This window comes from Micromonospora sp. WMMD1102 (genome assembly GCF_029626265.1).
GTDB lineage: Bacteria > Actinomycetota > Actinomycetes > Mycobacteriales > Micromonosporaceae > Plantactinospora.
In genome coordinates this window covers 6542139-6560000 of the sequence record NZ_JARUBN010000001.1, presented here as the reverse complement: position 1 = coordinate 6560000, position 17862 = coordinate 6542139, and the positions used below count along the sequence as shown (strand labels likewise).

Genomic DNA, 17862 nt, shown 5'->3' with positions numbered 1-17862 from the left:
CGGCCTGTCAGGGTTTGCCGCCCCAGCGGGTGCCGATGATTTCGGCATCGGCGGTGATCGGTACGCCGCGGAAGGTGGTGGTCATGGACCGGGCCAACGCGGTCCGGGCGTGCTCGGCGTGGTCGGCGGGGACCTGGATCACGATTTCGTCGTGGATCAGCGCCCACAGGTAGGGGTGGTATCCCTCGGCGACGCAGAGCCGGTAGACCGATTCCACGAGTAGATCCCGGGCGGTGGACTGGATGGAGTAGTTCGAGTTGGCGTAGGCGCGGCCCGGGTCGGCGGGTATACGGCGCCGGGCGGCGTTACGGACCGGGTCGCGGTCGGCCATGGCACGGCCGAATTTCGTGATGCCGGGGTACGCCTTTCGGAACCGGGCAACTGCGTTGCGGGCTGCTTCGAGGGGGATGCCTGCCTGTTTGGCGAGCCCTGGTGCACCGCCGCCGTATGCGGTGCCGAAGTTCAGTGCTTTTGCGATCCGGCGTTGGTCCTTGGTGAAGTCGGGGCCGAACAGCATCCGGGCCGTGTTGTTGTGCACGTCCTGGCCTTCGCGGAATACCCGGACCATTTCCGGGTCGCCGGACAGTGCCGCGGCTAGCCGGAGTTCGACGTTGGCGAAGTCGCAGCCAACCAGGACGTGCCCAGGTTCGGCGATGAAACAGCCGCGTAGCCGCGGGTCGTTCTTCTTGAGTGTCTGCATGGCCGGGTACTTCACGCTCATACGGCCGGTGTGTGCGGCCAACGTCTTGTAGTCCGGATGCACTCGGCCGTAGGCGTCGGCGTAGCCGGGTATCTTCTTCAAGTTGTTGGCGAAGTTCGATGTAGTTGCTAGGTCCATGCACGCCCGCAGCATGTCCCCGACTTCACCGTCCGGATACCTGGTCAACAGGTCGGGTAGTCCATCCTTGCTTGACAGTGACGGGCGGCCTCGGTCGGTGAAGACGGTGAAGGTCACGCCGCGGGCCGCGAGCCAGTCAACCCGTTTCGGACTAGCCGCCGGGTATCCGGTCATCGCTTCTAGCCGTGCGCGGGCGGCACGGTGCTGGTGGTCGAACTGACGCGCGAGTGCGGTGGTGTAGTCGACATCCAGCCGGATACCGCGGATCGTGAGCGCCGTGGTTTGCGCAGCGAGCCACATCTCTATCCGGGGCAGGTGTCCCATGTCGGCTACCAGTGGCGCCAACCGGTCGAGTAGGCGGCGCACATAAATCGCATCTAGCCCGGCGTAGACGATGTACGGTTCGGCGTCGATCGGAACGTGTGTCCATCCGTAGTTACGGATTTGGTTGGTGCCTCGGATGGTGGGTGGGGCGATTGCCCGGAACAGGGTGTGTAGGTCGTCTTCCGCGGCGCGTAGCCCGCCGTCGATGTGGCGTTCGGTGAGGCTTTTCAGTCCGTGGTCCGCGGTCTCTCCGGGCTCGATCAGGCATGCCAACAGGTGCGTGTCTGCGACACGTTGCCCAAGCGGAATTCCGAACGCGGACCATACTGCGAGGACATCAAAGTTCGTGTGTGTCACGAATCGTGCCGCCTGATTGGTCAGCAGCGTTTCGGCCATTCGCCGCTGTTCGGGGTCAGCGGCCCGGAGAACCATGGCTTCGTCTTCGGTGGCGAATTGGACCAGGCGGACCCCGAAGTCCGGGCCGAAGAATCGCGGCCCGTCGTCCTGAACGGGGGTGGTTTCCACGTCGAGCCCGAACAGGCTATCTGTGGCGGTGAAGCGGTGGAAGGTGCCCGGGTCGGGGTCAGCGACGATACGAACGGGCCGATCGTCAACCGTTCGGGTGTAGGTGATCATGCGTTCACCTCGGCAGGGAAACAGACCGGGCAGGCCAGCAAGAACCCGGCCGGTCGCCGGTAGACGTGCACCGTCGTGCAGGACACGCACCGCGGCGGCGGGGTCGGAGACAACCGGCCGCTGAACCACGCCATCTGGTCACCAGCGACCGCGGACGCAACCCCGTCTGCCTCTCGCAGCTGCCCGGCGAGCGCGGCGACGGGCACCACCGGGGCATGGGCAATGGCCGGCAGGTCGAACAGGGTGAGCGCTACCGGCGCCGGGATCGTGTCGGTACTCATGCCGCGGCCCGGTCGGAACGAGGCTGGTCGGCAAGGTCAGCCAAGACGGTGACGGCTCGCTGCATCCGGGTCCGGGCATCGCCGAGGGTGGTCGGGACCTGGGTGAGCATGTCATGGATCTGGTGGCGTGGGTGCTGGTGCCGGCGGGTCCAGCCGGTGAGGTAGGCGTGGAACGTGACATCGACCATCCACGTCTGCCGGGCCGCGTGAGTGGCCTTGGTGAAGCCTTCGGCGGCGGTGGCGAGGCGTCCGGTCAGCATGTGCAGCCGGCTGGCCAGCGGGAGGGCATCGACGGCGGGTACAGGGGCGGGTAGGGCCTGGAAGGTAGCCAGCATCCGGGTTGCCGCGACGGTGGCGCGACCGGCCAGGGTGGGGTCGACGTGGGCGGGAAGCGCCGTGATGTGCTCGGGTGAAACGCAGATCAGCAGCGGGTGGCCGGTGGTGATGGCGCCCAACTCCAGACTCGGCACGTCCGTGTCAAGGCAGTTGTCGCAGGTGCAAGGGCCGTTGAGCCGGTAGACGCCGCGGTGGGCGCCGAGGCTGCCGTGATAGTCGACGGTGTCTCCGGCGGTGATGGCGCGGGCGGTCAGTGCGGCGCAGTCGTGCAGGTTCTCGGCGGTGACTTCGATCAGGTCGGCGGCGTGGTACATCGCGGCTTCGACGGTCGCCAGCCGAGCATTCCGGTGCCCGAACCGGCGTGGCGGGTAGAGGTGTTCTTGGAGTTCGGCGACGGAGGCGGCGATGCCGTGGGCGAGCCGGCTCAGCGTGTTGCAGACGATGGCGCGGTCGGCGGTGTTCGCCGCGGCGGCCGAGTCAAGGCCGCGAAGGATCGCGTCTACACCGCGCATGATGGCGACGTTCATTGGATGCCTTCCAGGCTTGGGCGTGCGGAACCGACGGGCGGGGACACCCCGGCCCGTAACAGGTAGGTGGAGCGGCTAGCGGAGCCAGTACAAGGCGGTGCCGAGAACGCCGATCACGGCGAGACAGGCGGTAGCGACAGCGGCGGCGCGGTGCTGGCCGGCGTGCATCTGCCACCGCCAGCGGCGCCACAGCCACACGATGAGGCCAAGAACCGCGGCGGTGACGGCGAGGCCGGTCAGGCGGGGTAGCCACCACACGGCCGACCGGGCGGCGACCGCGACGGCAGCAGCGACGGCAACGAGGATCAGGAGGGTGGGTAGGGTGCGGCGGATGATGGCGGCGGCGAGGAACCAGCGCCAGAAGCGGCGGCCGAATTCGTCCGCGGCGCCGCGGCGAGCGGTACGGAACCAACTCATCGGACACTCACTCTCGGTGAAGTTCACGGGCTTTACGGGCTTCACACTTCACGGACTTCACGAGCGGTCGGGGTCGCGCGCACGCGCGCGATGGGGGCGGGTTGCGGGCCGGCGCGTGAAACGCGTGAAGTGCGTGAAGACACGCCGGCCCGCGTGACGCTAGGTAGTAGACGCGCCTACGAGATGCGGTTGCGGGGTGACGGTGATGATCTCGTAGACGCCACGGTCAGCAGCCTTCCGCAGCAGCTGCGTCGGGCCGGGGGTGCACAGTTCGCCGAGGATCTTGCTAATGGTGGGTGGCTTGAGCCCGTCCTCGCCGACGATGTCCACGATCGGCGCGAACGATGACGGCTTGACCTGACGCACCCCCGCGGCGCGGGCGTCGATGATGGCCTGACGGAAGATCTCCCGGATCTCGCTCGGGGTGAACTGCTGCCCGTCGCGGGGGTCCAGCGCCAACTCGATCCGCGGCCGGTTCGGCACGCTGATCGGCGTGTGCGGGTCCGGGTCGGGCAGACAGTCCGGATCGATCGGCAGCGGCGGGCACTCCGGATCATCCGTGTCGTCCGCATCGTCCGGGTCGTCGGTGTCGGTGACAAGCTCACCCTCACCGTTCGGCACGGGCAACCGCTCGGCCGACACCTCCGCGGCGGGTGAGCCGCCGGCCTGCCCGATGGTGTCGAGGTAGCCGACCAGTTCGTCTAGGACCCGGTCGCGGTCGGGCTTGAACGTGCGGGCCGGTAGTGACCAGTCGTCCGGGTCGGTGCCGGGTAGCTCGGCGTAGAGAGCGCCGGGCTTGGTGTTCTTCCATCCCGGGTCGGCACCCGCGGCGATCGTCTCCTCAGACAGCACCCGGGCGCCTTCGCCCACGTCCTTGACGCCCATGCAGATCACCCCGCCGATGGTCGAGCGGACCGAGGTGGGAAGCCGGTCACCGGTCGCCCGCTGGATACCGAGCACCAGGCAGATACCGACCGACCGCACCGATTCGGCCAACTCGACTAGGGTCTCTTCGGCCTCGATGAACTTACTGGCTTCGTCCACGATGACCAGGTCGAACGCCGGGCACAGCCCGCACCCGGCGGTCCACTGCTCATGCCCATGCGCACCAATCTGACCGGCCCGACGGGCGACCGCGTCAACGAGGCCGTCAAGGTAGCGTTCCCCCTCATCGGCGCGGTGGATGAACACGTGCACGTTGCGGCGCAACGCCTCCGGCAGCTGCAAGCCCTTGCGGCCGTCGATGTAAATCACGCGGGCGTCCCGACGTGACCGGGCCTCCGCAGCGAGGGTGATCTGTAGCTCGGTCTTCCCGCTACCGGACTGGCCCAGCAGGATCAGCACTCCCACCGCGTTCCGGCCCGCGGCCTGGTCGCCGGGGAGGTAGAACGGGACGGGCTTGCCGGTCTGGTAGACCATGATCCGGATCGGGTCGGCGATTGACCCGCCGGGGGCGGACAGGCCCGGCCATGCGGGCGGGTTTTCCAGCATGTCCACCGGAGACACCTCCATCCGCCCCAGCCGGGGCGTGTTCCGGTTGGGCACCATCCGCACCCCACCGGCCGGTACATCGAGCGCGGACGCGATTGCGGTCCGCACCTCGGGCTTGGCCAGAGCGCCGAAGTCGGCGCCGGGCAGCATCTCCGTGTGGGTGACGATCCGGCCGTCGATCGTCTTCGGTCGGCCGGTCTTGCCCACGTCCTGCAACTCCCGGACCCGCTCACCGAGTTCGCCGAACAGGTTCGCTCGGGCGTCGGTGCCGTCCCCGCGCAGCAGCTTCGTCAACGCCAGCAGGATGCACGCGCAGGTCATGACGATCAGGTAGACCATCACCGAGTCGAACGACCAGCCGCGGAACGTCAACACGAACAACCCGGCACACGAGCCGGCGGACATCAGCATCGACGCCACCCGCAACTCGGTCTTCCGTGCCCGGCCGACCGCCCACGTCGCCCACACGATCAGCGCGGAACAGGTGAGGATCAGCGCGGACCGCCAGGCAACTTCCCACACGGTCGGCTGTGCGTAGGCGCCCCACAGCCGGGACAGCACCCCGGACAGGATCAGATTCGCCACCGCGGCGACCGGCGGGACCAGGTAGGGCCATGGGTTGTTGTGCACCGTGTACGCCGCGCCGCGGGCCGCGTCGGCGTAGCCGTGCCTCTGGCGGGCCATCAGGCAGCCCGCCGAGACGGCGACGGCCGGCGCCGCTGCTTGACCTCGAAGTCGGAGCGGCCGGCGTCGTCCTCATCGAGCGCGACTACGAACGCCTCGAACCGGTTCTTACACACCTTCGCGTAGGCTGCGACCGCCAGCATCGCGTCGGCGGACCGCGCCAGCGGTAGCGTGACGGTGCGGCCCCAGAAGCGGGCGCGCATCCGGGACATGCCGTTGCGGCGGCCGTACCGCTCGATCTTCATCCGGATCAGCCCGGCCAACTCGTCCAACTCGTCATGGCCGGCGACCCCGACCTGCCGGACCCCTTCCAGGAGGGTGATCAGGTCTTCATCGGTGCGGATATCGGTGTCAGGAATTAGGCGTGCCATCAGGGCGTATCTCCTTGCTCAGTGGCGGCGGGTAGCGGTGGTGAAGGGCCACGGCCAGCGGCGCGGCTTGCTGACCTTGACCGGCTTGTGCCGGGCTAGGTGTCGGGTGGTGTCTCGCAGCCGGTGCGGGCGGTTGCAGTGAGCGCACGTAACGATGTCGTTCACCGGGGTTACCTCGTTCGGGTACGACGCCGCACCGGCCGGCGCGGCGATGGGCGGCGGGCCGGTCGCACGGCGACCGGGAAGAACGTGACCAGGAACGCCACCGCGGGCAGCAACACCGGGTCAGTACCGACCCGTACCGCGATGACCACCGCCACGACCGCGACGATCAGACCAGCGGCCGACGCTTCAACAACACGCATCGCAACAGCTCTCCTTCCAGGAGCGCCGTCCCCACCGGCCGGTGAGGATGGAAGTCGAATACGAACTGCGGGGCGCGGCCCGCCGTGGTCGGTTGAGCCGCGCCCCGCAGGCTTGTTTGGGCTGGTCAGTCCTCGAACCGCTGCCAGCCGGTGATCGTCAACCGGTCGATGCTCTTGTCCTGGTTAGCGATCAGGTTGGTCATCGACAGAACGTCGGCGCTGGACCGGATCGGCGCGTCCCGAGTTACCTCGGTCCATCCGTTTCCCGAGCCCTGATAGGTCGAGAAGACGTAGGCGATGAAGTAGCGGTACACGGTGCTGCTCCTCTCAAAACCGCGGCGCGGCCGAGTGTCGGGGTGTCGAACTTGCAACCGTTGGCGTATGCCGTCTCAGGATCAGAACGGCGGTTCGTCGCTCGTGGCGCCGCCGTTGGCGGCCGTGCGGGCGGGGGTTGCAACGGCCCACGGGTCATTCGGCGGGATGTCGACCGGGCCGGCGCCGCCGTTGCCGTTGGTGCGGGTCATCTTCTGCACCTTGGCGGTGGCCCATCGCAGCGACGGGCCGATGTCGTCCACGTCGAGCCCGTAGGCGGACCGCTTGTCACCCTCCGGGGTCTCCCAGCGGGACAGCTTGAGCCGACCGGTCACCACGACCCGGGCACCCCTGGTCAGGGACTCGGCGATGTGCTTGGCGAGGTCCCGCCACGCGGTGCAGGTCAGGAACAGCGGGTCACCGTCCTTCCACTGCCCGGACGCCTTGTCCAAGACCCTCGGGGTCTGGGCCACGGTGAACTTCGCCACCGCCGTCCCGTTCGTGAGGTAGCGGAGTTCAGGGTCGGCGGTCAGGTTGCCGACGACGGTCAGGGAGGTGATGTCGTTAGCCACGACGGGGCTCCTTCCAACTGGTGCCGGGGGCAAATCTGGTTGCTGTGGGGCGGCTTACTGGGGGTGCGAACTCGGCGGCGACGACGAACGCACCAGGTGCGCCAGCGCCGCGCCCATGCCGAGCACGGCCACCGGGATGCAGGAGACGGCCATGGTGACCCCCCACGGCGTTGTCGGGAGGTTCGACTCGACCAGCAGGTGATACGTGACCTGTCCGGCCGCGCCGACGATTAGGGAGATGGCGGCCGACCACCCGGCGAACTTCCGAGCCCGTGGCGGCACCCGGCCGGACAGGCACACGTAGAGGGCGTACGCGGCGTACACCTCCATGCCGATCGGCAGGGTGATCGCGGTGTTGATCGACAGCAGCGGCTTGCCGTCGTCGTTCGTGAACCCGGGAAGCAGGTTCATCACGCCGTATCCGGTGCGCTCCCCGAGCCCAACCCAGCCGGCCCAGACGGAGACGAACGCGGGCGCCAGCATCACCCAGACCGGCCACACGACGACCGGCTTGCCGTTGACGGGTGCGGCGGTGTCATCCGTGTCTTCGTCCACCCGGGCCTGCTTCGTCGTCTCTGCGACCGGCTCAGCGGGCAGCGTGGCCGGTTTCCGCTCGGGGATCGGCTCAGGCTCGGTGTCATCCGTGTCCGGATTGCCCACCGGCGCGGCCCCGAAGTCGCGCTGCACGCCTTCCTCGATCAACCGGGCGCGGATCTCCTTCGCCTTCTCCTGACCGACACTGAGTACGGACATGAGCCGACGCTGCGACGGCACCAGCTCACCATCGCGGACGGGCACCTTCCGGGCCTCGGGCATCAGGTCATCCACGGTGCGCGGGAACGCGCTGGCGGGGGCGGTCACTTCTTCCTCCCTGTGTCGAGGCCAACGGCCACCACCAGAGCGGCGATCAGCACGGCGGCGAAGATTCCGATCAGCGCGGCCATCAGGCCACCACCAGCGCGGTCAGCCCATCCCGAGTCGGCTCGTCCAGCGGCGACGGGTCGGTGTACTCGGTGGCGGTGGCGTAGATCTTCCAGCCGTGCCACGTCGGGTACGCGGTCAGTTCGCGATACGACCGGCCGGTGACCGTCGTTCCGGAATGCTCACCGGTCAGCGTGTCCGGCGTGTTCAGCCCGGCTGCGTCCAGCCACGACCGCATCTCGGCGATGCTGTCGAACTCAAAGGCCAGCGAGATTCCGTCGCCCCGCTGCCTCATCTCCGTCGGCGACGCCAACAACAGCAGCGCGGCGTACACGGTCCGCCGGCTCTTACGCTTGGTCATGTCGGGGGTCTCCGTTCCACGTCAGGGGGCACAGTCGATGCACTGGCCTAGCGAGCGGGGGATGCAGTAGGGCTGAACCACGCCACAGGTCGGGCAGGTCCGACGGGCACGAAGCGCGGCCCGAACCGCCCGCAGCTGCGCGGGAGTCGTGGTGCGCTTCGGCTTGGCCAGATCGAGGCGGTACAGGTAAGCGACCCGGGTACCGCCGATCCCGGCCCACATGATCTGGGCGGCGACCGGTTGGCGGCCGGGGCAAAGCCCGGCGGCCCGCAGTTGCCGGCGGGTGGCGTATCCGGCCGGGGCACCCTTCCACCACCAGGTGGGGATGCCGTACCGGTCGCCGGTCGGGTCGTGAAAGGCGGCGCGTATTCGCGGCATGGCCAGCGCCTATGCCGCGTGTCGGGCCGGAATACCGAGCGTGGCGGCGGCCCGCAGAACACGCCGCTGAGCGCTTCGCCACCGCTGCCAGTCCAGATCCACTAGCGGCCGGGCCGCGAACAAGATGGTGATCTCTACGTCGAGCCGTTCAAGTTCGGCCTCAATCAGCGGCCATTCCGTCTCGATCGCGGACAGGTCAGCGTCGGACGGGCCTTCGAGCGAGTCCAGGTCGGGAAGCATCGGGGTGTTCCTCTCAGGAAGATCAGCGGCGGCGACGCTTCGGGCAGGTGCACGCCGTACGCGTGCTCACCTCGCCGCACCGGTCGCATTGGCGCAGGGGAGTCGACTTCCGGGCCGAGATTCGGACACAGCCGGCAAGGTTCATGGGGATCACTCCTCGGTCGGGAAAGCCCCGGGCCGACACGCAGCGTGGCCCGGGGCAGTAACAGGGGTACTCAGCACCCAGCAGAGCCGGGGTACGCGAACGCCGTCCTTTCCCGACACCCGCTCGCCCCAGCTCTGCACCCGGGGGTCGGCCACCGTGTGGCTCAAGGCAGGCGACTACCGAGAACGGCATAGTCCGCGCTTCTTGCAGACGTCACTGTTGAGTTCTCAACGATCAAGTGCACGGCGGTCCGGGGATCGCACGTCGCAGCCGTGAAGCCGCTCCGCCGTTCCGGTCGCCAACCGGCGAGGGACTCAGCGTATACGCAACTGCGTATACACACAAGCCCTGTGTATACGCAGTTGAGCCCCGGTGGGCCGCTGCCCCCGCCGTCGCCTCACTGATGCCGAGGTGTGGTCGGCGGCACCCGTGCAGGGGTGTCGAACCCTGGGTTGTGGCCCCGGCGGCTTCCGGGCGGCCCGCCGGGGTCGATTCAGCCGGAGGATTTGCCCGCAGCCACAGCCGCGCGACCGATCAACTGCGTATACGGTGTTGGGTATACTGACAGTTGACCGGGCCTCGCACGTAGGCCAAGCCGTCGAAGGGACGACAGTCATGGAGGAACCCGCGTACGTCTCCATCGCGGGCCAATACGCGCGGAAGATCCGCAACGGCGACCTTCCGCCGGGGGTGCAGCTTCCGAGCTATGCCGAGATCGCTAAGAGGAACGGGGTGTCGGATATCGTCGTACGGAAAGCGATCGAATTACTTCAAACCCAAGGTCTCGTAAGAACTGTTCAGCGTCGTGGCGTCTTCGTGACGGATCGCCCCAACCTTGTACGAGTCTCGCCAGAGCGTCAAATGGAGAGCGCGGAAACTACTTTCTCCAACGAGTCAGCTAGCGGAATCCAAGTCGAACGCGAAAGCATTCAAGTTCGGGCGACCGACAGCCTTGCAGAGACATTTGGCGTCGCTCCGGGCGACGAAATCACGCTTGTCGTGACCCGCGCCACAGAAGATGGTCGGCCGATTTCCATTTCGGACACGTACCTTGCCCCGGGCGTCACTGACATATCAAGTGCGACAACTCTCGAAGAGATCCTAGCGGACCGAATCCCGTCGCCCACACATGCGACGTGGTTGCGCACGACCCCCGGCGAATTGACCAAAGCCGTTCACCAGCGATTCTTTGCGGCAGACGGGCGGACAATCATGGTGTCAGACGTGTCCTATCCGTGGAACCGCTACGACGCATTTGCGTTCAGGATGCCCCTAGTCTAAAGACCTAAATGCCCCCGGCCGGCGGTCGCCGCGCGGCCGGGGGCAAGTTGTTTCAGCGCCGAACCCAACCCTGCGCCACGTCCGACAGGTTCCACCACGAGACGTAGCTTTCGTCCTGCGATTCCATCCGCCAGCCTGTTGTTAGGCGCTCAAAGAACGCATCGTCGCCAGTCTTGCCGCCCCTAGGTTCGCCGATAAAGATGAGGCGCTGACCTCTTGCGCGTTCAAAAGCAACCAGTGCATCAGACGCCATCGTGTCACCCCATCCGGGGGGCCAACAAAGAAACAGCACCTCGTCCGAAGCGTTATGTAAGCGCGAAGTAAAGTCGGGCAGATCGCCAACGTCATGCCAGGTATCGGGCTGCCCTGAGGCGCGAGGAAATGACACATTCTGCGCTCGGTCGGGCGGCTCAGAATCGAAGGCGCGCACCGCAAGGCCCGCGCGAGTTAACTGAGCCGCCCAGTATCCTCGTCCAGCGCCAAGCTCCAATATTGGACGGTCGCCGCAAAACTGCGAGCACCACTCAATCGTCTCCGGGGACGGAATGGCATATGCGTAGTGCGCCTGTAGGATCATTTGTGCGAATGCAAGCCGCGCACTACCTCTGGCATTGCCACCGTTCACCACTCGACGATCCTCGTGTACAAACACGGATGGCTCGACAATGTCCCAATAGGGGTTGCCTGTCGCAGACTCACCGCCAGCCAGATAGTGCACGAATCGCAGATCGAACGCTGCGTCGGCTTGCTGATCACTTGTCCCTGACAGCATTGGTGCCGTCTCCACATATTCGGCCACCTTGGGATACCTGGCGCGCAATAGCTGTTGGTCGTTCAGTAGCGCGAGAAGTTCGTCACGACGTTCCGTAGTCAACATCAGCTCAGCCACGCCATAAGATTTTGCCGTCCTCCGACGTGCCGCGACAGTCGGCTCGCCGCTGCGCACGTCGAGCTTTGGCCACCTGCTAACCGACACGGGTCGCCTGTGGTTCCGCGTGACGGTTCCCACCAGGCGGCTTCCGTCGTCGGTTGACACGCAACCCCCGCCCCCGGGGCGGTCCTTGCATCACTGTGACTGGTTGAGGCGGCCCGACAACGGTCAAGATCAAGAGCCATACGGGGAATATGCGGGTAAGAGGGTGCCATCGGGTCGCAACGCCGCAGGTCACGGCTGGTTGGAAGCGTGGGCTGTAAATCCGTCGCGAAAGCTACAGAGGTTCGAATCCTCTACCCGCCACCAGGTGCGTAAACAGCCCTTGACCAGCCAAACACCGGTCAAGGGCTGTTTTAGTATGTCCAGCCGTCAACGGCGATGTTCGGCGCGGTCTCGGCTGGTCTGGTTTCGCCTGGTGTCACCCCGGCGTATCGCCCGTGGACGGCCCGGCACCTTCGTGTTCCTCGTCGGCCGGGCGTAGGTGCTCCCGCTGAGGGTCGTAACAGACAAGACCATGCTCGGCGGCCAACCTGGCGGCCTCGGCTGACAGCTCCCTCGATCTCCCGTAGGGCATCGTCAGATAGATCATCGGCCCGGATGCGTCGTCGAGCAGGGAGCCCCACTCAGAGGTTGCACCGTCAGTCATCTCGGCCCAGCACTCGGCCAGCGCCGCAGCGTAGCCCCGGATGCGTGGCGTCGGGGGGAACTCCTCGTCCTCCATGAACTCCTGATACAGCCGCTCGTAGACAACACCGCCGTCGACATCATCAGCTGGAGGGGCGCCCTCCCACACCGCAAGGTCGTAGCTCATGCCGGCATTGTGCGGGCATGTGCCGGCATTACGTCCCAGAGGGTCCATGCGACCCGGAGAGGGGAGCGTGTCCGGCGGCCGGAGAGCTACCGGCGAGATCAAGAGTGTCGCGCTCGCGGTTGGTTTCGGCCGATCGCCTTGACTGACTCCCGACCGACTTCAACCGGATGTTGGTCTGTAGTACGACGTCATCCGCACGGACGAGCACGGCAAGGGGGTCGTACCAGGCTCGTACTCGCGCTAACGACCAGGAAGCCGGGCCGACGCGTGGCGGGCACGCCGTCCCTCCGTCGCGTCGGCGCGGTCAACACCCGCGCCGGATGCGAACCGATCGGCGGCGTCAGCGCGTCAAGTGGGCAGTCGACGCCACGGGGGATCGGATGAGGACGAGAGCGCTGCTTGCCACATGTCTGTTCATGACAGCCACGGGAGTGACCGCGTGCGGCGCCGACGATCCTTCGCCAGCACCCGCCAGGCCGGCGGTCTCTCCCGCCCCTGGCGACCACACGCTCCACCTGGACTGGCAGGGCGTCGAGCGCAACTATGAACTGCACGCGCCGCCGGGCTACCGGCCGGGCGTCGCGGTACCACTGGTCGTTGCCCTGCACGGCCGGCCCAGCTCGGCGGCGAAGCTGCGGGCGGCGAGCGGGCTGGACAAGGTGGCGGACCGCGAGGGCTTCCTCACGGCATACCCGAACGGGATCGACGGAGCGTGGCAGGCGACAGGCGGCGTGGGAGCCGTCGACGATGTCGGGTTCCTCCGCGCGATGGTGGAGCACCTGGTCAAGACGTGGGGTGTCGATCCGCGCCGGGTGTACGCGACCGGGTTCTCGGACGGCGCGCGGATGAGCTACGAGCTGGCGGTGAACGCGTCGGACGTGTTCGCCGCGATCGCCCCGGTCAGCGGTCCGTTCGAGTGGGGCCGGGCGAGGTCGGACACCGGCTACAAGCCCGCCGAGCCGGTTTCGGTAGTGGCCTTCCTGGGCAGCCGCGACCGGATCGCCGACCAGATCTCCTACGGACTCAGCCGGTGGTACCGCCACCTCGGCTGCACCGCCGACGAGCCGGTGTGGATAGACAAGGACAGGACGGTCAACCGTACGGTCGCGAAATGCGCCGATGGCAGCGAGGCGGTCGACTACGTGGTCAACGGGATGGGCCACTCCTGGCCGGCGCCGACCGACCGGGCCGCGGCGATCGACGCCGGTGTCGTCATGTGGGAATTCTTCGCCGCCCATCGGCGCGGATAGTGCGGCCGAGGTCACGATCTCGTCGTGAATGAGCCCTTCGCCCGGGACAACCAGGTGAAGGGGCTGATTCGTTCCGGCCCCGCCCCGGCCCCGGCCCATCCCGGTCCGTGACGATGGCGACGGACAGGTCGACCGTGCGTCCTCCTCTGGCCGAATGGGCGCTGCCCGGGTCTACGAGCAGCAACTGCTTCGGTCAGCCGCTCCGGCGCCGACGAACTCCTTGGCGCCACCACCTTCTGCGGCCTCGCCGCACTTACAGCCGTCGTCGGCGCCCGGCTGCGTGTCGGCGCTCCTGCCGTACTGCTCGGCGTCGCCCTTGACCACGTACACCTCCCACGGCTCGTTGCCGGGGCCGCGTACCCACACCTTGTCCTGCAACGCGTAGCAGCAGGAGGTGTCGTTCTCGCTGAGGGTGATCAGTCCGGCGCTGCTGAGCCGCTCGGTCGCGGCGGTGACGTCGTCGCCGTCGAAGACCTCGACGCCGAGGTGGTCCATGACGGTGGGCTGGTCCGGGGCACCTTCGAGCAGGACGAGCTTGAGTGGCGGCTCCTCGATTGCGAAGTTGGCGTACCCCGGCCGGCGCTTCGCCGGCTGCACGCCGAAGAACTTCGAGTAGAACGCCACCGATCCCTCGAGATCGGAAACCCGGAGCGCGAGTTGGACGCGGGACATCCCGCACCTCCCTGCCTAGATGGATATCAAAACAAAGAATGCCACCCTGCCTAGACCGCTGTCAAATTAGACGAGTGTCGAGACAGTGACACTGCCCGGGAAGGGCGGCCCTGCTGCCGTCTGCCGCCGGAGGTGCCGGCCGGCGACGAACTGGACCAGACTGTCGAAGTGCAGATCGACGAACGCGGTGCACGGGTCCGCGCGGTACGCCGACGACTCGCGCAGGACGGTCCGCCGTGGACCCGGCCCCACGAGCGGGACTTCGAGACGGTCGCGTTGCCGGAGCGGGACTGCGATCTGCTCCGAGACCTGTTGATCGCGGAACGGGCCGAGACGGTCGTCGAGGTCGGGCTCGCGTACGCCAGCTCCGCGCTCGCGATCGGCGAAGCCCTGATCACGGTCGACCCGCCGAACCCTCGGCACGTCATCGTCGACCCCTTTCAGGCCCACGCGTACTCCGACGTCGGCTGGGACCTGCTCCGTGCCGCCGGACTGGACTCGATCGCCAGGCTCATGCGCGTGCAGTCGTCCGTCGCGCTGCCCGAGCTCGTCGCCGAGGGGTTCGTCGCCGACGCGGCCTTCGTGGACGGGAGCCACCGCTTCCACGAGGTCTTCGTGGACCTCTACTTCCTGCGCAGAATTGTCCGGCCGGGCGGGCTGGTCGTGCTGGACGACGACTGGACGCCGTCGGTGCGTACCGCCGTGCGCTACTACGAGCGAAACCTCGGCTGGTCGGTGATCCCCGACGCCTTCGCCGCCAGCGGAACCCTACGGAGCATCGGCGACGATCCGGCAGCCGAAGCCGTGACCCGCTGCCGCGCCCTCCGGCTTCCCGATCCCCTGACCGAGCCGCCCTTCGAGCAGTTCAACGCCTTCTGACCGCACGGCAACATGGTGCACGGCCGCCGACAACACGATGACCGGGCCGGCAGCCGTCGCGGCTCATCTATGGAATGATCGCTGACCGTGCGCCCCACGCGTGTCCTGCTGGCGGTCTGCGGCGCTGCCGGCACGCTGTCGGTGCTGGCTGCGCTGATCAGCGCCGACCGCACCGCCGCGCAGTGCGCGCTCGCCGCGTCGGCCGCGCTGATCGGGTACGTCCTCTTCGCCGGCCCGGCCGCACCCCGGGTACGCCCGGCGCTGGCCGCCGGCATCGCCCTGCTCGCCGTTCCCGCCTCGGTGGAACTGTGGCGGGACTCCACCGCACCGGTCCGCCGGCAGACCCTCGCCCCGCTCTACACGCCCCTCGACGGCAGTGTCGCCTCGACCGGTCCGGCCCGACTTCCGCAGTCGGTCCTCGACCAGTGGCGCCAGTCCCTCGACGAGCGGCAGTTCGCCTGCGTGGGCCTGTTGCTCGGGGTGGTCTGCCTCGCCGTGGCGGTCCGCGCCCTGCCAGCACAGCAGCGGCCGAAGGCCACCGCACTGGCCGGCGCCGGCGCCGTACTCATGATGGTGTTCGTCGGGGCGGACGCCTGGTCGCGGGTGGACGACGAACCGCTGCTCGGCCTGCTCGGGGCCGGCTGGCCGGCGCTGCTGGCCACCCTGGCGGCGGCGCGGATGCTGGCGCTGTCGGGGCCCCGCGCCGACCGGGCCGCCCTGGTGCCGATCGGCGCGCTGCTCGTCGCGGTCTCGGCGGCAGCCGCCTTCCAGGACCTGACCGGCAGGTGGGCGGCCTGGTGGACGTTCTCGCATCCGGACGACAACGTCGTCGTCTCGGTCGGGGTCGCGGTGTCGCTGGCCAACGTGGTCGACGGCGAGGCCGCGCTGCTGGCCGCGGTGGCCCTCGCCGGCCCGGCCCTGCTCGCCGTCGGCGTGCTCCGGGCCGGCCGCACCGCCGCCGCCGTACCTCCGGCGTACCCGCCGGGCCCGTAGAGTCCCTGCCCGTGGGAGATCTGGTCGGGACGCTCGTCGCGGCGGTCGGGCTCTTCGCGGGTACGAACGTCGACGACCTCATCGTGCTGACCCTGTTCTTCCTCTCCGCGCGGGCGGTGGGAAAGCCCCGGCCGTGGCAGATCTGGCTCGGCCAGTATGCCGGGATAGCCCTTCTCGTCCTCGTCTCCGCCGTGGCCGCGCTCGGTCTGACGGTCGTGCCGGACCGTTGGGTCGGGCTGCTCGGCCTGGTCCCGTTCGCCCTCGGGGTGCGGGGCCTCGTCTCGGCATTCCGCTCCCGGGGCGAGGACGACGAGCCGCCGGCTCCGGTCGTCGGCACCGGCCTGCTCTCGGTCGCCGCCGTCACGGTGGCGAACGGCGCCGACAACATCTCCGTCTACACCCCGGCGTTCCGGACCATCGGTCTCGTCGACAGCCTGCTCACCGTCGCGGTCTTCGCCGTCGGCGTCGCCGCCTGGTGCCTGGCCGGTCGCTGGCTCGGCTCACACCAGAAGGTCGTCACCCTGGTACGCCGCTGCGGGCACTGGCTCGTCCCGGTCGTCTTCGTCGTGATCGGCGCCGTGATCGTGGTCGAGTCCGGCGTACTCGGCCGGCTCGCCAACTGAGCCTGCCGGCGCCGGCGTACCGTCTGGGGCGGCGCCGGAGCGCCCGGGTGACTACCGTCTCGGCATGGCCTCCGCCGACCAGATCCCCGCCCTGCTGTTCGTGCTCACCGTCTATCTCGCGCTGTCGGCGGTCGGACTCGGCGTGCTCTACTGGGTCGTCCGGCTCGCGGTACGGCACGCCATCGAGGACGCCGACCGCCGCCGTTCGGCCCAACGGACCCACTGACGCCGACCAACGTGAACCGGGCCACGGGCGGCATCCGGTCAGTACGTCAGCCGGGCCACGGCACCGATCTCCAGGGCCACCCACACCACCCCGTCCGGATCGACGGTGATGCCGTGCGGCTCCGAACCCGCCGTCGGCAGGGCGTACTCCCGGATCGTCCCCTCCGGGGTCAGCTGCCCGACCCGGTTCGCACCCCACTCGGTGAACCAGTAGCTGCCGTCCGGCCCGGCGGCGATCGCGTGTGGCCGGGCGGCCCGGTCCGGCAGCGGGATCTCGGTGATCTGCCCGTCCGGGGTGATCCGGCCGAGCTGGCCGGCGACGATCTCGACGAACCAGACGGCCCCGTCGGCGCCGGCCGCGATCCCGACCGGCCCGGCACCGGCGGTCGGCAGCGGGTGCAGCGTGACCGTGCCGTCGACGCCGATCCGGCCGATCGCGTTCGCCTGGTTGACGGTGAACCAGAGTGCCTCGTCGGCACCGGCGGTGATCATCGACGGGAAGCCGCCCGCCACGGGCAGTGGGAACTCGGTCACCTCGCCGTCGACATCGATCCGGCCGATCCGGTCGCCGGTCAGCTCGGTGAACCAGAGCGCGCCGTCCGGCCCGGCGGCGATCCCGTACGGCCCGGCGCCCGGTGACGGGACCGGATAGGAGCTGAGCTGCCCGGACGTCGACAGCCGGCCGATCCGGTGGTCCCGGGACCGGGTGAACCAGAGTGCCCCGTCCGGGCCGGTCGTGACGACCGACGGTCCACTCGCCGATTCGTCGAGCGGGTACTGTCGAACATCACCATCCGGCGTTATTCGGGCGATTCCCCCGGCATGCACCAGGGTGACCCAGACTGCGCCGTCCGGCCCGATGGCGACGCCGTACGGGCCGGCCGTGGAATCGCTCACCGGAAACTCCCGGACCGCTGGATGAGGTGGCAATGCCATTCGGGTTCCCTTCGATTGGAATTCGAGTGCCGGACGGCTCTCCGGAATCGCGATCCGCC

23 protein-coding genes are annotated in these 17862 nt (G+C 68.3%); 6 read left to right on the top strand and 17 right to left on the bottom strand.

What is annotated here, in order from left to right:
• Positions 1-7 precede the first annotated feature (7 nt).
• From O7626_RS29520 to O7626_RS29460, 13 genes are all read right to left on the bottom strand, one after another.
• Positions 8-1798 carry a DNA polymerase gene (locus tag O7626_RS29520; RefSeq protein ID WP_278064311.1) on the bottom strand — a complete coding sequence of 597 codons (1791 nt, stop codon included), beginning with the start codon at positions 1796-1798 and terminating at the stop codon, positions 8-10.
• Positions 1795-2079: a hypothetical protein gene (locus O7626_RS29515; protein ID WP_278064310.1), complete on the bottom strand. Its 285-nt coding sequence runs from the start codon at positions 2077-2079 to the stop codon at positions 1795-1797. The genes O7626_RS29520 and O7626_RS29515 overlap by 4 nt, the downstream gene beginning before the upstream one ends.
• A complete protein-coding gene (locus O7626_RS29510; protein WP_278064309.1) occupies positions 2076-2927 on the bottom strand; it encodes a hypothetical protein in 852 nt (283 codons plus the stop codon). The genes O7626_RS29515 and O7626_RS29510 overlap by 4 nt, the downstream gene beginning before the upstream one ends.
• Positions 2928-3017: 90 nt before the next feature.
• Positions 3018-3386, bottom strand: coding sequence for a hypothetical protein (locus tag O7626_RS29505; RefSeq protein ID WP_278064308.1), 369 nt, complete (start codon positions 3384-3386; stop codon positions 3018-3020).
• A 132-nt stretch (positions 3387-3518) separates the two neighbouring features.
• On the bottom strand, positions 3519-5534 hold the full coding sequence (locus tag O7626_RS29500; protein ID WP_278064307.1) for a hypothetical protein: 2016 nt from the start codon (positions 5532-5534) through the stop codon (positions 3519-3521).
• Positions 5534-5905 carry a hypothetical protein gene (locus O7626_RS29495; protein ID WP_278064306.1) on the bottom strand — a complete coding sequence of 124 codons (372 nt, stop codon included), beginning with the start codon at positions 5903-5905 and terminating at the stop codon, positions 5534-5536. The genes O7626_RS29500 and O7626_RS29495 overlap by 1 nt, the downstream gene beginning before the upstream one ends.
• A 170-nt stretch (positions 5906-6075) precedes the next feature.
• Positions 6076-6270 carry a hypothetical protein gene (locus O7626_RS29490; protein ID WP_278064305.1) on the bottom strand — a complete coding sequence of 65 codons (195 nt, stop codon included), beginning with the start codon at positions 6268-6270 and terminating at the stop codon, positions 6076-6078.
• A 125-nt stretch (positions 6271-6395) separates the two neighbouring features.
• Positions 6396-6584 carry a hypothetical protein gene (locus O7626_RS29485; RefSeq protein WP_278064304.1) on the bottom strand — a complete coding sequence of 63 codons (189 nt, stop codon included), beginning with the start codon at positions 6582-6584 and terminating at the stop codon, positions 6396-6398.
• An 81-nt stretch (positions 6585-6665) separates the two neighbouring features.
• The gene (locus tag O7626_RS29480; protein ID WP_278064303.1) at positions 6666-7154 is read right to left on the bottom strand and encodes a single-stranded DNA-binding protein; all 489 of its coding nucleotides are present in this window, start codon (positions 7152-7154) and stop codon (positions 6666-6668) included.
• A 54-nt stretch (positions 7155-7208) separates the two neighbouring features.
• Positions 7209-8015, bottom strand: a complete 807-nt coding sequence (locus tag O7626_RS29475) for an ABC transporter permease (protein ID WP_278064302.1) — start codon at positions 8013-8015, stop codon at positions 7209-7211.
• 82 nt (positions 8016-8097) lie between these two features.
• Positions 8098-8436 carry a hypothetical protein gene (locus O7626_RS29470; protein WP_278064301.1) on the bottom strand — a complete coding sequence of 113 codons (339 nt, stop codon included), beginning with the start codon at positions 8434-8436 and terminating at the stop codon, positions 8098-8100.
• Positions 8437-8457: 21 nt separating this feature from the next.
• Positions 8458-8814: an RRQRL motif-containing zinc-binding protein gene (locus tag O7626_RS29465; RefSeq protein ID WP_278064300.1), complete on the bottom strand. Its 357-nt coding sequence runs from the start codon at positions 8812-8814 to the stop codon at positions 8458-8460.
• A 9-nt stretch (positions 8815-8823) separates the two neighbouring features.
• Complete coding sequence (locus O7626_RS29460; RefSeq protein WP_278064299.1) at positions 8824-9054, bottom strand: DUF6284 family protein; 231 nt, start codon at positions 9052-9054, stop codon at positions 8824-8826.
• A gap of 760 nt (positions 9055-9814) precedes the next feature.
• On the opposite strand from O7626_RS29460, the gene O7626_RS29455 reads away from it, so the two are divergent.
• Positions 9815-10480: a GntR family transcriptional regulator gene (locus O7626_RS29455; RefSeq protein ID WP_278064298.1), complete on the top strand. Its 666-nt coding sequence runs from the start codon at positions 9815-9817 to the stop codon at positions 10478-10480.
• 52 nt (positions 10481-10532) lie between these two features.
• Here the strand turns inward: O7626_RS29455 and O7626_RS29450 are convergent, their stop codons facing one another.
• Both O7626_RS29450 and O7626_RS29445 read right to left on the bottom strand, forming a co-directional pair.
• The gene (locus tag O7626_RS29450) at positions 10533-11369 is read right to left on the bottom strand and encodes a hypothetical protein (protein ID WP_278064297.1); all 837 of its coding nucleotides are present in this window, start codon (positions 11367-11369) and stop codon (positions 10533-10535) included.
• A 463-nt stretch (positions 11370-11832) separates the two neighbouring features.
• Positions 11833-12225 carry a hypothetical protein gene (locus O7626_RS29445; RefSeq protein ID WP_278064296.1) on the bottom strand — a complete coding sequence of 131 codons (393 nt, stop codon included), beginning with the start codon at positions 12223-12225 and terminating at the stop codon, positions 11833-11835.
• A 416-nt stretch (positions 12226-12641) separates the two neighbouring features.
• Here O7626_RS29445 and O7626_RS29440 point away from each other — a divergent pair, with 416 nt between their 5' ends.
• Entirely contained in the window at positions 12642-13475 is an 834-nt protein-coding gene (locus tag O7626_RS29440) for a PHB depolymerase family esterase (RefSeq protein ID WP_278064295.1), read from the top strand.
• Positions 13476-13646: 171 nt separating this feature from the next.
• On the opposite strand, the gene O7626_RS29435 is transcribed toward O7626_RS29440, so the two are convergent.
• The gene (locus O7626_RS29435) at positions 13647-14147 is read right to left on the bottom strand and encodes an ArsI/CadI family heavy metal resistance metalloenzyme (RefSeq protein ID WP_278064294.1); all 501 of its coding nucleotides are present in this window, start codon (positions 14145-14147) and stop codon (positions 13647-13649) included.
• Positions 14148-14315: 168 nt separating this feature from the next.
• On the opposite strand from O7626_RS29435, the gene O7626_RS29430 reads away from it, so the two are divergent.
• The 4 genes from O7626_RS29430 (at position 14316) to O7626_RS29415 (ending at position 16868) form a co-directional block, all read left to right on the top strand.
• Positions 14316-15026, top strand: a complete 711-nt coding sequence (locus O7626_RS29430) for a class I SAM-dependent methyltransferase (protein ID WP_278064293.1) — start codon at positions 14316-14318, stop codon at positions 15024-15026.
• 87 nt (positions 15027-15113) lie between these two features.
• Positions 15114-16019, top strand: coding sequence for a hypothetical protein (locus O7626_RS29425; RefSeq protein ID WP_278064292.1), 906 nt, complete (start codon positions 15114-15116; stop codon positions 16017-16019).
• Between the two features lie 11 nt (positions 16020-16030).
• Positions 16031-16642, top strand: coding sequence for a cadmium resistance transporter (locus O7626_RS29420; RefSeq protein ID WP_278064291.1), 612 nt, complete (start codon positions 16031-16033; stop codon positions 16640-16642).
• A 64-nt stretch (positions 16643-16706) separates the two neighbouring features.
• Positions 16707-16868, top strand: a complete 162-nt coding sequence (locus tag O7626_RS29415) for a hypothetical protein (protein WP_278064290.1) — start codon at positions 16707-16709, stop codon at positions 16866-16868.
• Between the two features lie 38 nt (positions 16869-16906).
• Here the strand turns inward: O7626_RS29415 and O7626_RS29410 are convergent, their stop codons facing one another.
• The gene (locus tag O7626_RS29410; RefSeq protein WP_278064289.1) at positions 16907-17764 is read right to left on the bottom strand and encodes a virginiamycin B lyase; all 858 of its coding nucleotides are present in this window, start codon (positions 17762-17764) and stop codon (positions 16907-16909) included.
• Positions 17765-17862: the final 98 nt, after the last annotated feature.

Coding starts and splice junctions, on each gene's coding strand:
- O7626_RS29440 (WP_278064295.1), top strand. CDS start 12,642: ATGACAGCCACGGGAGTGACCGCGTGCGGCGCCGACGATCCTTCGCCA.
- O7626_RS29520 (WP_278064311.1), bottom strand. CDS start 1,798: ATGATCACCTACACCCGAACGGTTGACGATCGGCCCGTTCGTATCGTC.
- O7626_RS29415 (WP_278064290.1), top strand. CDS start 16,707: ATGGCCTCCGCCGACCAGATCCCCGCCCTGCTGTTCGTGCTCACCGTC.
- O7626_RS29435 (WP_278064294.1), bottom strand. CDS start 14,147: ATGTCCCGCGTCCAACTCGCGCTCCGGGTTTCCGATCTCGAGGGATCG.
- O7626_RS29465 (WP_278064300.1), bottom strand. CDS start 8,814: ATGCCGCGAATACGCGCCGCCTTTCACGACCCGACCGGCGACCGGTAC.
- O7626_RS29515 (WP_278064310.1), bottom strand. CDS start 2,079: ATGAGTACCGACACGATCCCGGCGCCGGTAGCGCTCACCCTGTTCGAC.
- O7626_RS29455 (WP_278064298.1), top strand. CDS start 9,815: ATGGAGGAACCCGCGTACGTCTCCATCGCGGGCCAATACGCGCGGAAG.
- O7626_RS29445 (WP_278064296.1), bottom strand. CDS start 12,225: ATGAGCTACGACCTTGCGGTGTGGGAGGGCGCCCCTCCAGCTGATGAT.
- O7626_RS29460 (WP_278064299.1), bottom strand. CDS start 9,054: ATGCTTCCCGACCTGGACTCGCTCGAAGGCCCGTCCGACGCTGACCTG.
- O7626_RS29500 (WP_278064307.1), bottom strand. CDS start 5,534: ATGGCCCGCCAGAGGCACGGCTACGCCGACGCGGCCCGCGGCGCGGCG.
- O7626_RS29470 (WP_278064301.1), bottom strand. CDS start 8,436: ATGACCAAGCGTAAGAGCCGGCGGACCGTGTACGCCGCGCTGCTGTTG.
- O7626_RS29510 (WP_278064309.1), bottom strand. CDS start 2,927: ATGCGCGGTGTAGACGCGATCCTTCGCGGCCTTGACTCGGCCGCCGCG.
- O7626_RS29490 (WP_278064305.1), bottom strand. CDS start 6,270: ATGCGTGTTGTTGAAGCGTCGGCCGCTGGTCTGATCGTCGCGGTCGTG.
- O7626_RS29495 (WP_278064306.1), bottom strand. CDS start 5,905: ATGGCACGCCTAATTCCTGACACCGATATCCGCACCGATGAAGACCTG.